Origin of the sequence: Zobellella maritima, from assembly GCF_003075035.1 — a bacterium.
In the GTDB taxonomy this organism is placed as follows: Bacteria; Pseudomonadota; Gammaproteobacteria; order Enterobacterales; family Aeromonadaceae; genus Oceanimonas; species Oceanimonas maritima.
Genome location: NZ_QCZE01000001.1, coordinates 2,528,078 through 2,541,092, shown reverse-complemented (window position 1 = coordinate 2,541,092; position 13,015 = coordinate 2,528,078). Strand labels below are relative to the sequence as shown.

At 60.1% G+C, this 13,015-nt stretch carries 10 protein-coding genes; 7 read left to right on the top strand and 3 right to left on the bottom strand.

Annotated elements, in window-relative coordinates; translation table 11 throughout:
• Positions 1-14 precede the first annotated feature (14 nt).
• A complete protein-coding gene (locus DCS96_RS11775; protein WP_116474448.1) occupies positions 15-1,769 on the bottom strand; it encodes a PglL family O-oligosaccharyltransferase in 1,755 nt (584 codons plus the stop codon).
• Between the two features lie 71 nt (positions 1,770-1,840).
• Positions 1,841-4,672 (bottom strand): excinuclease ABC subunit UvrA, encoded by a 2,832-nt coding sequence (uvrA, locus tag DCS96_RS11770; RefSeq protein WP_116474447.1) that lies wholly within the window; start codon positions 4,670-4,672, stop codon positions 1,841-1,843.
• 146 nt (positions 4,673-4,818) lie between these two features.
• On the opposite strand from uvrA, the gene DCS96_RS11765 reads away from it, so the two are divergent.
• The 3 genes from DCS96_RS11765 to DCS96_RS11755 all read left to right on the top strand — a co-directional run bounded on the left by DCS96_RS11765 (position 4,819) and on the right by DCS96_RS11755 (position 8,902).
• Entirely contained in the window at positions 4,819-6,192 is a 1,374-nt protein-coding gene (locus DCS96_RS11765) for an MFS transporter (protein WP_116474446.1), read from the top strand.
• 14 nt (positions 6,193-6,206) lie between these two features.
• Positions 6,207-6,773, top strand: coding sequence for a single-stranded DNA-binding protein (locus DCS96_RS11760; RefSeq protein WP_116474445.1), 567 nt, complete (start codon positions 6,207-6,209; stop codon positions 6,771-6,773).
• Between the two features lie 215 nt (positions 6,774-6,988).
• A complete protein-coding gene (locus tag DCS96_RS11755; protein WP_116474444.1) occupies positions 6,989-8,902 on the top strand; it encodes an EAL domain-containing protein in 1,914 nt (637 codons plus the stop codon).
• On the opposite strand, the gene DCS96_RS11750 is transcribed toward DCS96_RS11755, so the two are convergent.
• Positions 8,866-9,804: a 1-aminocyclopropane-1-carboxylate deaminase/D-cysteine desulfhydrase gene (locus tag DCS96_RS11750; protein WP_408646001.1), complete on the bottom strand. Its 939-nt coding sequence runs from the start codon at positions 9,802-9,804 to the stop codon at positions 8,866-8,868. The genes DCS96_RS11755 and DCS96_RS11750 overlap by 37 nt on opposite strands.
• Before the next feature lie 172 nt (positions 9,805-9,976).
• On the opposite strand from DCS96_RS11750, the gene DCS96_RS11745 reads away from it, so the two are divergent.
• Genes DCS96_RS11745 through DCS96_RS11730 form a run of 4 tightly spaced genes read left to right on the top strand, consistent with a single transcriptional unit; the run spans position 9,977 to position 13,002 of the window.
• Entirely contained in the window at positions 9,977-11,020 is a 1,044-nt protein-coding gene (locus tag DCS96_RS11745) for a rod shape-determining protein (protein WP_116474623.1), read from the top strand.
• Between the two features lie 36 nt (positions 11,021-11,056).
• Entirely contained in the window at positions 11,057-11,935 is an 879-nt protein-coding gene (gene mreC, locus DCS96_RS11740) for a rod shape-determining protein MreC (protein WP_116474443.1), read from the top strand.
• Positions 11,932-12,420: a rod shape-determining protein MreD gene (mreD, locus tag DCS96_RS11735; RefSeq protein ID WP_116474442.1), complete on the top strand. Its 489-nt coding sequence runs from the start codon at positions 11,932-11,934 to the stop codon at positions 12,418-12,420. Before mreC ends, mreD begins: the two co-directional genes overlap by 4 nt.
• Positions 12,421-12,423: 3 nt before the next feature.
• On the top strand, positions 12,424-13,002 hold the full coding sequence (locus DCS96_RS11730; RefSeq protein ID WP_116474441.1) for a Maf family protein: 579 nt from the start codon (positions 12,424-12,426) through the stop codon (positions 13,000-13,002).
• Positions 13,003-13,015: the final 13 nt, after the last annotated feature.

Sequence of the window (13,015 nt, the reverse complement as noted above, 5' to 3'; positions counted from 1 at the left end):
GCGGTGACATCCCCCTAAGGCTGCGGGAGCGATGTCATGGCCGTCGTGTCGGCGTCCTGGCCGGATTGCCCTTTATCCAGAGAGCGAAGGGCCTTGCTGATGTTGTCCTGCTTCAGCAAGGGCTCGTCTGGATAGAAGTGGCGCGCCTCGGCCAGTAACCGTTTGGCTCGGGCCGGCTCGTTCAGCTGGTTAAGTGCCAGCACCAGGTTGTAGTAGATATTGGCCCTGGGCGTATGGCGCACAAACTGTTCGCCCCAGGACACATACGCCTTGAGTGCCTCCACATCCTGTTGTGCCTGGCCAACGGCCAGCTGTAGCGACATGGCGTTGAACTCCAGCCGGGTCAGCCAGGCCATGGGGTTGCTGGCCGACAACAACAGTTCGGGCTCCTGGTAGCCCCCCCGTTCATACCGGGTCACTACATGGGCGGTTTGCAGGCCGCTGAGCATAAAAGGGATCACCAGTGCCGGCAGCAGCACGGCGGTAAAACGGGCCAGCAGCCAGGGGTGGAAAGGCCGCTCAAGGGGGGAGCTCAGCCGGCTGTCAATCCAGTACAGCAGGACCAGCAGGGTGACCCAGTGGATCAGGGAATGATAGAAGGGATATTCGGTCTGGCTGTGCAGGGCGATGGGCCAGACCAGGGCTGCGAGGGCCAGGGAATGGCGCCAGTGGGTGTTGCACAGCATGCCTATCGCCCCGATGCTGGCCAGCAGGATCCCCAAGACCGGCAGCAGGCCACCCTCTATTCCCCAGAACAGCAATTCGTTGTGGGGATGATTCAGGTTAGGTTCCATCGGCGGCAACCGGCCCTCTGCCACCCGACTGGCGTTGTAAAACTCCATAAACTGACGCTCGAAGTCGCCATAGCCGTAGCCGAACAGGGGGGATGCCTGGATCATGGCCAGGCCCTGCTGCCAGTAGCCTTTGCGATAACCGGGATTGGCCAGGGACTCGACACCTCGCTGTAGGCCTTCGTTCAAGGACTGGGAGTACAGGGCCGCCACTATGCCGGCCAGTACCAGCCCCAGTCCAATAAACAGGCGTTTCTTGTCGGTCTGCCAGGCCAGGGGCAGCAACAACAGCAGGCCGAGTACCGCGGCCAGCTGCCCGGTGCGAGATTGCAGCAGCATCAACAGCAGGGGGGCGGTGAACAGCACGGCGGCCAGCCACAACCAGCAGGCCCGGTTCCGGTGATGCTGTTTATCGTCCACCCCAAGGTAACAGGCCAGCATCAGGCCGGTGGCCACAAAGCTGGCCATGACATTGGGCTGCTGGAAGATACCGTAGGGGCGGTTGACCTGGGTGTTGTAGCCCATGCGGTTGCCCGGTTCCAACAGGTAGAACTGCACCAGACCGAGCAGTATCTCCAGGCTGACACCGGCCAGCAGCAGGTACAGCAGGCGGCGGCGCTGGACCAGGTCGAAGCGGCACTGCAGCAACGAAAAATACAGCAGCAGGCCGCCGGCGGCGCCAGCCAGGCGAGGCAGGGCATGGTCGGCGAATTCATTGTTGGGATACAGCAGGGGGACAAACAACAGCCCCAGTACCAGCCAGCACAGGGCATGGAAGCGGCTGAACCTTACCGCCCGGTTGAGGGTCATCTGCCACAGGCCGACGGCGATCAGCAGAGAGACGAAAATCCAGCCCACCATGTTGAAGGGCAGATAGAAGCCCGAGCCGCCGGGATTATGCATAAAGAAATGCATACCGAACAGCAGGTAGGCGGTAAACAGCCAGAACCAGGCCTGGGGGAGTGCGGTACGGGTCATCCTTGACTCCTTGTTGTTATCTGTTCAGGTCAGGGCATGTTGGCTATGGCGCAACCATGTCCATCATGGACCTAGCTTCCCGTATTCAGCATAGGCCGTAAAAAGCGGGCGGTATGGGATTCTTGATGTTCGGCGACCTGCTCCGGGGTGCCGGTCACCAGGATCCGGCCGCCGCCGCCGCCGCCTTCCGGGCCCAGATCCACTATCCAGTCGGCGGTCTTAATCACATCCAGGTTGTGCTCTATGATGACGATGGTATTGCCGTGATCCCGCAATCGGTGCAGCACATTGAGCAGTTGTTGAATATCATGGAAGTGCAGGCCGGTGGTGGGCTCGTCCAGGATATACAGGGTCTGGCCGGTATCCCGCTTCGACAGCTCCCGGGCCAGCTTGACGCGCTGCGCCTCGCCGCCCGATAGTGTGGTGGCCGACTGGCCGAGACGGATATAGGACAGGCCCACGTCCATCAGGGTCTGCAGCTTGCGGGCGATGGCCGGCACCGGTGCGAAGAAGTCATGGGCGTCTTCCACCGTCATGTCCAGTACCTCGTGGATACTCTTGCCCTTGTACCGGATCTCCAGGGTTTCCCGATTGTAGCGCTGTCCCTGGCACACATCGCAGGGTACATAGACATCGGGCAGGAAATGCATTTCCACCTTGATCACCCCATCGCCCTGGCAGGCCTCGCAGCGGCCACCCTTGACGTTGAATGAGAAGCGGCCCGGCTTGTAACCCCGGGAGCGAGCTTCCTGGGTGCCGGAAAACAGTTCGCGGATCGGGGTAAAAATGCCGGTGTAGGTGGCCGGGTTGGATCTGGGGGTTCGGCCGATCGGGCTCTGATCGATATCCACCACCTTGTCCAGCCGGTCCAGGCCGTGAATTTCCCGGTAGGGTGCCGGTTGGCTGACGGTGGCCTTGTTCAGCTCCCGATGGGCGATGGGAAACAGGGTGTCGTTGATCAGGGTCGACTTGCCTGAGCCTGATACCCCGGTGACGCAGGTCATCAGTCCCAGGGGAAGGGCCAGATCCGCATCTTTCAGGTTGTTGCCGCGGGCGCCTTTCAGCTCCAGCCAGTGCTCACCCACCGGTGTACGGGTGGCCGGCACCGGGATCCGCTCCCGTCCCGCCAGATAGGCGCCGGTGAGCGAGTCCGGGTGAGCCATCACTTCGGCGGGCGTGCCCTGCGCGACGATGTTGCCGCCATGTACGCCGGCGCCCGGACCGATGTCCAGCACATAGTCGGCGCTGCGGATGGCATCTTCGTCATGCTCCACCACGATCACCGTATTGCCCAGATCCCGCAGGTGATTGAGGGTGCCCAGCAGGCGTTCGTTGTCCCGCTGGTGCAGGCCTATGCTGGGCTCATCCAGCACATACATGACCCCGACCAGGCCGGCGCCGATCTGGCTGGCCAGGCGGATGCGCTGTGCTTCGCCGCCGGACAGGGTTTCGGCACTGCGTGACAGGGTCAGGTAGTTAAGGCCCACATTCACCAGGAAGCCCAGCCGGGCAATGATTTCCTTGAAGATCTTGTCGGCTATCTGGGCCTTCTGGCCGGAGAGTTCCATACGGCTGAAAAAGTCATGGGCTTCGCCGATGGCCATGTCCGCCACCTGGGGCAGGTTGTGGTCGGCCACATAGACATGTCGCGCACCTTCCTTCAGGCGGGTCCCATGGCAACTGGGGCAGGCCCGGTTGGCCTGGTATTTGGCCAGCTCCTCGCGCACCGAGTTGGATTCGGTTTCCCGGTAGCGCCGCTCCATGTTGTTGATGATGCCCTCGAACGGATGCTTGCGCACCAGCACATCACCCCTGTCATTCATGTATTTGAATTCGATGCTGGTACGGCCCGAGCCGTAGAGTACGGCTTGGGTTATCTCCCTGGACAGGCTCTCCCAGGGGGCATCCAGATCGAACTGGTAATGCTCTGCAAGTGACTTGAGCATCTGATAATAGTAAAAGCTGCGTTTGTCCCAGCCACGGATGGCGCCGCCGGACAGGCTCAGTTCGGGGTTGCTGATCACCTTGTCCGGATCGAAGATCTGCTGCGCACCCAGGCCGTCGCAGCTTTCGCAGGCACCGGCCGGGTTGTTGAAAGAAAAGATGCGAGGCTCCAGTTCGGCGATGGCGTAGCCGCACTCGGGGCAGGCGAAATTGGCGGAAAATACCAAGGGAGCTTCCTCGGGGTCATCCATCGCCACCACCGACGCTATGCCGCCGGACAGTTCCAGAGCGGTTTCGAATGATTCCGCCAGTCGCAGCTGCAGGTCGTCGCGCACCTTGAACCGGTCGACCACCACTTCTATGGTGTGCTTCTTTTGCAGCTCCAGCGCCGGCGGGTCGGACAGATCACAGACTTCACCGTCGATCCGGGCGCGGATAAAGCCCTGGGTCGCCAGGTTATCCAGCAGCTTGCTGTGTTCTCCCTTGCGATTGCGCACCACGGGCGCCAGCAGCATCAGCTTCTTGCCTTCCGGTTGTTCAAGAACCTTGTCCACCATCTGGCTGATGGTCTGTGCCGTCAGTGGCAGCGCGTGGGTCGGGCAGCGAGGCTCACCGACCCGGGCATAGAGCAGGCGCAGGTAGTCGTGGATTTCAGTGATGGTGCCGACGGTGGATCTGGGATTGTGGGAGGTGGATTTCTGCTCAATGGAGATGGCCGGCGACAGCCCTTCGATGTGGTCCACATCGGGCTTTTCCATCAGCGACAAGAACTGCCGGGCATAGGCCGACAGCGACTCCACGTAACGGCGCTGACCCTCGGCATACAGGGTATCGAAGGCCAGTGAGGACTTACCCGAGCCGGACAGACCGGTGATCACGATCAGCTTGTCTCTGGGCAGCGTCAGGCTGATATTCTTCAGGTTGTGGGTCCGGGCACCGCGAACTTCGATTTTATCCATCTGCAACATAACCTTGGGTTAAATTCGACCTGCCAGTATGGCACCGGATGAATAGCCGGCCAAGGGGCAAGGGGGGATTAATCTCGACTGTCTCCCCGTGCTAAACTACCCGCCTTTGCATCTTGATGGTGGGCGGAAGGATATCCATGAGCGACGAACAGGGCTTCAGTGTCCGGGAGCAGCGGGCCGCGTTGACACTGGCCAGCATTTTCGGCATGCGGATGCTGGGATTATTTATGATCATGCCGGTATTTGCGCTCTATGGCACGGATCTCATCGGTTTTTCTCCACTTTGGGTCGGTATCTGTATCGGTGCCTACGGCCTGACCCAGTCGCTGTTGCAGATCCCCGCCGGTTGGCTGTCGGATCGTATCGGTCGCAAACCGGTGATCTATGGTGGCCTGGTGCTGTTTGCCCTGGGGTCGGGGGTGGCGGCCCTGTCTGAGTCAGTCTACGGCGTGGCGGCCGGCCGGGCCCTGCAGGGCTGCGGTGCCATCGCCGCCGCCATACTGGCGCTGGCGGCCGACGTTACCCGGGAAGAGCACCGCACCAAGGCCATGGCGATCATTGGTGTTTGTATCGGCATTTCCTTTGCCGTGGCCATGGTTGCCGGTCCCTTGCTGGCTTCGGTGGCGGGTCTGTCCGGGGTGTTCTGGGTGACGGCGCTGCTGGCCCTGCTGGCGATGCTGCTGGTGTACTTTGGCCTGCCGGGGGGGAATATTCGCGGCCAAATTCGCGATGTCACCGCCGCCCCCGAGCTGTTCGGCCGGTTGCTGAAGGACCGCCAGTTGCTGCGCCTGGACTTCGGCATATTGCTGTTGCATATGACCCTGACCGCGGTGTTTGTGGCCTTCCCGCTCAGCCTGCTGGATGCGGGGCTGGCGGCCGGGCATCATTGGTGGCTGTATCTGCCGGCCCTGCTGTTGTCGTTTGTGTTGATTATCCCCTTCCTAATCCTGGGGGCCCGCCGCAATATGAACAAGGTGCTGTTTCAGGGCTCGATCCTGGTGATGATGACGGCGCTGGTGCTGATGGCGGTGGGTCAGGGGCAGCTCTGGCTGCTGGCGTTGGCCATGGTGCTGTATTTTACCGCCTTTAATTTTATGGAGGCGTCGCTGCCCGCCTTTTTGTCCATGCTGGCTCCCGCCGGCGCCAAGGGGACGGCCATGGGTATCTATTCGACCAGCCAGTTTCTGGGCGCCTTCCTGGGGGGCATCTGTGGCGGTGTTCTGTATCAGCAGCTGGGCGGTACCGGTGTGTTCTTGCTGGTCGCCATGACCATGGCGGTCTGGTTCTGGGTGGCGGCGGGGATGGCAAACGTCAGCCAGGTGAGGTCACATATATTGCCCATTAGTGGTAATATGGAGGACAGTGTGGTTACCGAGCAGCTGTTACAGCGGCTGATGGCCTTGCCCGGGGTGCAGGAAGCCCTGGTTATCCCGGAAGAAAAAGCCGCTTACCTCAAGGTAGACGCCAATCTTTTTGAACTGGATCAGGCCCGGCGCCTGGTCAATTTGTGAGTACGGAGCGAACTATGGCCAATAGAGGCATCAATAAAGTCATCCTGATCGGCCACCTGGGCCAGGATCCTGAGGTGCGTTACATGCCGAGCGGCGGCGCCATTGCCAACATTACCCTGGCAACCTCCGAAAGCTGGCGCGACAAGCAGACCGGCGAACAGAAAGAACGTACCGAGTGGCACCGGGTGGTGTTTTTCGGCAAGCTGGCCGAAATTGCCGGTGAATACCTGCGCAAAGGCTCACAAGTGTATGTCGAAGGGCGCCTGCAAACCCGCAAGTGGCAGGATCAGAGCGGTCAGGACAGATACACCACGGAAGTGGTGGTCGATATGGGCGGCACCATGCAGATGCTGGGCGGTCGTCCCCAGGGTGGTCAGGCCAGTGCCGGCCAGGGGCAGTCCTCCTGGGGGCAGCAGGGAGGCCAGCAGCAGGCGGCTCCCCAGAAGCCCCAGTATAATCAGCAGAATCAGGGGCAGCCTCAGTACGGTCAACAAAAGCCGTCACCGGCCGGTAAACCCCAGGCCCAGCCCCCTGTCTACAACGAGCCGCCGATGGACTTCGATGACGATATTCCGTTCTGAGAATAACCTGAGACTAATTTCGTAAAGAATTGAGAATAACAAGGCCCGTATATCGGGCCTTGTTTTTGCGACATTAACGGTCACAGGAGAGGTAATTTTTCTATATTGGCAGCGATCCTGAAAATGAATCCTTGTGTAAAGCCATTCAGGTCTGTGATAAAGGTAGTCAGGCAGACAAATGGGATGTCGGCCTGAAATTCTATTAGGGACTAGTGATGAGATTTACCAACCAGTTTATTGCCACCATTACCCTCAGCGTGCTGGCGGCGGTATTGATGGTGTTGGCTGGCGCCGGGGTCAGCTTCTACCAGATGGGCATGGCCTACCAGCAGCGCCAGATCACGGCGCTGGTCGAGCTGGTGGATGAAAGCTGGCAACGGGACATCGTCGAACAGACGACGATTACCCGCTGGCTGCCGGCCCTGCTGAACGTCAACGACATTATCGAGCTGACGGTGCGGGATGATAACCGGGTGCTGTATCAACACAACGCCAACCAGCGGCTTTCGGCCAGTGAGTTATCGCTCACATACCAGCGTTCTCTGCCGAACCATCCCGAATTAAAGGTGGAGCTGATCCTGCGGCCGCCCTTCTACGATGTCGATCATTCGCTGGCGGCGATATCGGGCCTGACGGCGGCCATGTTGCTGGTTTTTTTTGGCCTGCTGTACAGCATCCGTTGGTTCAGGCAGCAGTTGAGAGGGGCGGAACTGCTGGACTTGCGTGGTCAGCTGATCCTGGACGGTAAACTGAAGATGTTACAGCATAATCCCCGGGAAGAATGGCCTAACCATGCCAGCCAGGCACTGGATAAGCTGTTGCTCGAGTTGAAGGATGCCCGCAAGGAGCGCAGCCGGTTCGATACCTTTATCCGGGCCAATGTGTTTGTGGACAAGAATATCGGTATCGGCAACCGAATCTTCTTCGATAATCGACTGGAGGCCGCGCTCAATGACCCAGCCAGTCATTCCAGTGCCCTGCTGTTGGTGGAACTGCAGGATCTGGAGTCGATCAACTACAGCCTGGGCTATGACAGGGGTGATGAGCTGCTGTCGTCGGCATCGCGTTATCTTGGCCATCTTATCCGCCGTTATCCCGGTTCCCTGCAGGCCAGGTACACGGGTAATACCTTTGCGCTTTTGTTCCCCAACCTGGTGGAAAGTGAGGCCCAGGAGGCGGCGCGGCAGATAATGAAGCTGCTCCATCGCCTGCATTGGCCGGATCAGATCCGGGAGCCAGCGTTCTATATTGGTGGGGTCTGTTTCCGTTTTGGTGAACAGCTCAATCAGGTGGAAGAAGAAGCTGAACTGGCCTTGCGCAGCGCCGCCCTGCAGGGGGGGGATGGCTATTTTATGTATTACAAGGGGCTGACCGAGGAAAACAGCGGTAAGGGCACGGTACGCTGGCGTACCCTGCTGGGCCGGCATATTGAGCAGGATAGCGTGTTGCTGGACAGGCAGGGCATCTATAGTGACAAGGAACAGGCCCCCGTGCTCAATGAGCTGCTGGTGCGTATCCCTGATGAGCAGGGACGGATACTGTCTGCGGGCCACTTTATTCCCATGGCCGAGAAATGCGGCCTGCTGCAGGGTCTGGATCGATTAATCCTGTTGCGCACCCTGACCCTGCTGCGAGAAGGGAGTCGACCTTGTCCGCTGACCGTGAACCTCTCCGCCAGCAGCCTGCTTCATCCCGGTTTTCACCGCTGGTTAATCTTCGAGCTTATCCAGCTTCCCAAATCCCTGCTGGCCGAGTTGGTTATCGAGTTTTCCGAGGCCCAGGCCAGCCGCCATTTTCAGGAACTGGTCAAGCCGGTACGTGCCCTCAAGGCGATGGGCTGTCAGTTGGCGGTGGATCATGCCGGCCAGGATGTGGTCAGCACCCAGTATATCAAGGACTATGAGCTGGATTACCTGAAGCTGCACCCCAGCCTGATCCGGGATATAGATAAGAAACCCGTCAACCAGATGGCGGTACGCAGCCTGATCGGCAATTGTGCCGGTGGCACCACCCGGGTGATTGCAGTGGGAGTGGAGGCGGAAAGCGAATGGGAGTGCCTGCACCAGCTGGGGGTCTATGCGGGACAGGGGTATTACTTTGCCCGCCCCGAGCGCTTTGAGTTGTGCTGACTCCTGGCTCCCTGCAGACCGCCGGTATGCAGGAAAACCAGGCGGCTGCCGGGTGCATAGTGGTTGGCGGCGATATCCCTGAACAAGCCCAGCAGTGCCTTGCCGCTGTATACCGGCTCTAGGGGAACACACAGTTCGTCGGCTAGTTGCGCGATGGCGATCCGGTCTGCCGCCGAACACTTGGCATAACCGCCGCCGTGGTGCTCCAGCTGCAGTTGCCAGCCGGGATCCTGTAAGGCATCCGGAAACAGCCGGTGCACCGTTTCGGCAAGCCAGTCCTTGCCCTTCAGTACTGCATAGCCACGCAGTCGGGTGCCGGCTGGCCGGGCCGACAACAAGCCAGCGAGGGTGCCTCCGCTGGCGACCGGCAGGATCAGCTCATCGATCGGTGGCAGTTCTTGCCAGAGTTCGGCAACCCCGGGTAGGGCCAGGGAGCAGCTGCCGCCTTCCGGTATGATACGGTAGCCGGGATAGCGGTATGCCAGCTGTTCCAGGTATGCCTGCGTATGGCGCAACCGGTATTGCTGGCGATCGACGAATTCCAGCGCCATGCCCCAGGCCCTGGCATCGCTCAGGGTGGGATTGTTGATGCTGCCGGCTTCTCCCCTGACCAACCCGACGGTCGCCAGGGGGAGCTGCCGGCCGGCGGCCGCCAGGGCATGGAGGTGGTTGGAATAGGCCCCCCCGAAAGTGAGCAGTCCCCGGGCGTCCTCCGACAGGGCATGACGCAATACATATTTCAGTTTTCGCCATTTATTGCCGGAGATCTGGGGGTGCAGCAGATCGTCTCGTTTTATCCACAACTGGATCCCCTGTTGTGTCAGCAGGGGGTGGCGGATTGGGTCCAGAGGCGAAGGACAAATGCGGCGATTCAGCCGATGCCAGGAGGTGAGTCGGGTCACGGAAAAAAATAAAAAAAGATGGAAACCACCAGTTTACGGAACTTGTTGATTTATGTGAACTCTTCTCTACCGGCAGGAGGCCGGCTGCGTGTTGGTACCTTGCTACGAACCGGCTGCATTGGTAAAGTTAGCCGAATTTTCCGGTTTCTCAATCCAGGATCCCCTTCAGCATATGTTTAAAAAGCTCAGAGGCTTGTTTTCCAACGATCTTTCGATCGATCTGGGGACGGCCAACACCCTTATCTACGTCAAAGATCAGGGCATAGTTCTGAACGAGCCTTCGGTCGTGGCCATTCGCCAGGAAAGATCCGGCTCGGCGCAGAGTGTTGCCGCCGTCGGCCATGCCGCCAAACAGATGCTGGGACGAACCCCCGGCAATATCGCCGCCATTCGTCCAATGAAAGACGGTGTCATCGCCGATTTTTATGTGACCGAAAAAATGCTGCAGCATTTTATCAAGCAGGTGCATGACAATAACTTTTTCCGCCCCAGCCCCCGGGTCCTGGTGTGTGTACCCTGTGGTTCTACCCAGGTAGAGCGCCGGGCCATCAAGGAATCGGCGCTGGGCGCCGGCGCTCGGGAAGTTTATCTGATCGACGAACCCATGGCCGCCGCTATCGGTGCCGGCCTGCCGGTCTCGGAAGCCACCGGTTCCATGGTAGTGGATATCGGTGGTGGTACCACGGAGGTGGCCATCATCTCCCTGAATGGCGTGGTGTATTCGCAATCGGTGCGCATCGGCGGCGATCGCTTCGATGAGTCGATCATCAACTATGTGCGGCGCAACTATGGCTCCCTGATCGGGGAAGCCACTGCCGAGCGTATCAAGCATGCGGTAGGTTCGGCCTATCCGGGCGATGAAGTGCTGGAAATCGAAGTGCGCGGCCGCAACCTGGCTGAAGGGGTACCGCGCAGTTTTACCCTTAATTCCAACGAGATACTGGAAGCCCTGCAGGAACCCCTGAGCGGCATCGTTAGTGCCGTTATGGTGGCGCTGGAGCAGTCTCCCCCCGAACTGGCATCGGATATTTCCGAGCGGGGCATGGTGCTGACCGGCGGCGGAGCCCTGCTGCGCGATATCGATCGCCTGCTGATGGAAGAAACCGGCATCCCCGTGGTGGTGGCCGATGATCCCATGACCTGTGTTGCCCGTGGTGGTGGCCAGGCCCTGGAGATGATCGACATGCACGGTGGGGATCTTTTCCATTACGACTGATAAGGTGGCCGACCTGCTCGGCCTCTTCACTCACCTATGAAACCCATTTTTGGCCGTGGGCCTTCCCTGCAGATCCGTCTGGTGTTGGCGGTCATCGCCTCCGTGGCCTTGATTATCGGCGACAGCCGATATCATGCCTTTTCCGAGGCCAAGCTGTACCTCTATTCCCTGGTCAGCCCGCTCCAGTATCTGGCCGATAGTCCCCGCCTGCTGCTGGACTCGGCCTCCGATCGGCTGATGACCCGCCATGCCCTGCAGGCCAAGGCCTCCCGCCTGGAGCGGGAGCTGTTCCTGCTCCAGGATGACCTGCTGCGGCTGCGCCACCTTGAACAGGAAAACGAGCGGCTGCGCCATTTGCTGGGCTCCCCGCTGCGTTATGATGCCCGCCGTATGGTGGCGGAGATCATGGCGGTGGATACGGATCCTTTCTCTCACCAGGTAGTGATCGACAAGGGCAGCATTCATGGGGTGTTCGAAGGCCAGCCGGTGCTCAATGAACAAGGGGTGATCGGTCAGATTATCGCCGTGGGCAAGACCACCAGTCGGGTGCTGCTGCTGACGGACAGCAGCCATGGTATACCGGTCCGGGTCGAGCGCAACGGCCTGCGGGCCATCGCCAGCGGTAGCGGTCAGCTCGATACCCTGGTGCTGCACAATATCACCCGCAATACCGATATTAAGGAAGGCGATGTGCTGTTGAGCTCCGGCCTGGCCGGGCGTTTCTCAGAAGGTTATCCGGTCGGCGTGGTCAGCCATGTGGGCTACGAGGAAGGCCTGCCCTTTGCCGATATCCGGGTACGCCCGTTTGCCGCCCTGGATCGGGTACGCTATGTGCTGTTGCTCTGGCCCCAGCCCCGGTTGGTGGATGACAGGGATACGACCATGACCGAGCCGGATAATGAGGTGACACCATGACCGCGTTTTCCCTAAAGGGCAGGTTGGTGGTGATCTCCAGCCTGCTGTTGGCCCTGATCCTGTCCATCCTGCCCCTGCCCGGACTGGTGGCGCCCTTCCGACCCGACTGGCTGCTGGTGATCATGCTGTACTGGGTACTGGCATTGCCGCACCGGGCCAATGTAGGCACTGCCTGGGTGGTTGGGCTGTTGCTGGATCTGTTGCTTGGCTCGACCCTGGGGGTGCATGCCCTGGCCCTGGTGATCCCCGTCTATCTGGCGGCCGCTCAATTTCAACGGTTGCGCAACTATTCCGTCTGGCAACAGGCCTTTATTATCGGCGCTCTGGCCCTGCTCAATAAACTGATCATCTTCTGGGCGTCCTATATCGACCGGGATATCCAGCTGGACTACCATTACTTCTGGTCCATTATCAGTAGTATGGTGATCTGGCCCTGGGTGTTCCTGCTGTTACGCAAGTGTCGTCGGCAATTTGCCCTGGTGTAAAATATGACCAAACCGCTGCTATATCTCGCTTCTGCCTCGCCTCGCCGTCGGGAACTGCTGGGCCAACTGGGCCTGCCCTTCGAACTGGTGCTACCCCGGGTCGAGGAGCGCCGGCAGGCCGGTGAGCTTCCGGCAGACTATGTGGTACGCCTGGCCCGAGACAAGGCCAGGGCCGGGGCTGACATGGCTCCATTGCCCCTGCCGGTACTGGCCGGCGATACCATAGTGGTGCTTGATGGCGAAGTGCTGGAAAAGCCGCAGGATCGCGACCATGGCCTGGCCATGTTGCATCGACTGTCCGGACGCACTCACCGGGTGATGACTGCCATGGCCCTGTCCCGTGACAACCAGTGCCTGAGCCTGCGGGTGGAAACGGCAGTGACCTTTCGCGTCCTGAGTGAAGCGGATATCGAGGCCTACTGGGCCACCGGCGAGCCGGTCGACAAGGCCGGCGGCTACGGTATCCAGGGTTTGGGAGGGCGCTTTGTCTCCCGTATCAACGGCAGTTACAGTGCCGTGGTGGGGCTGCCCCTGGTGGAAACCGAAGCCCTGCTGCGGCAGGCGGGAATCTTGCCTGACTAGCATGCCGCAACGC

Bases quoted from the DNA above. Each gene is read 5' to 3' on its own strand.
- DCS96_RS11775 (WP_116474448.1), bottom strand. From the start codon at position 1,769: ATGACCCGTACCGCACTCCCCCAGGCCTGGTTCTGGCTGTTTACCGCC.
- DCS96_RS11745 (WP_116474623.1), top strand. From the start codon at position 9,977: ATGTTTAAAAAGCTCAGAGGCTTGTTTTCCAACGATCTTTCGATCGAT.
- mreD (WP_116474442.1), top strand. From the start codon at position 11,932: ATGACCGCGTTTTCCCTAAAGGGCAGGTTGGTGGTGATCTCCAGCCTG.
- uvrA (WP_116474447.1), bottom strand. From the start codon at position 4,672: ATGGATAAAATCGAAGTTCGCGGTGCCCGGACCCACAACCTGAAGAAT.
- DCS96_RS11730 (WP_116474441.1), top strand. From the start codon at position 12,424: ATGACCAAACCGCTGCTATATCTCGCTTCTGCCTCGCCTCGCCGTCGG.
- mreC (WP_116474443.1), top strand. From the start codon at position 11,057: ATGAAACCCATTTTTGGCCGTGGGCCTTCCCTGCAGATCCGTCTGGTG.
- DCS96_RS11765 (WP_116474446.1), top strand. From the start codon at position 4,819: ATGAGCGACGAACAGGGCTTCAGTGTCCGGGAGCAGCGGGCCGCGTTG.
- DCS96_RS11760 (WP_116474445.1), top strand. From the start codon at position 6,207: ATGGCCAATAGAGGCATCAATAAAGTCATCCTGATCGGCCACCTGGGC.
- DCS96_RS11755 (WP_116474444.1), top strand. From the start codon at position 6,989: ATGAGATTTACCAACCAGTTTATTGCCACCATTACCCTCAGCGTGCTG.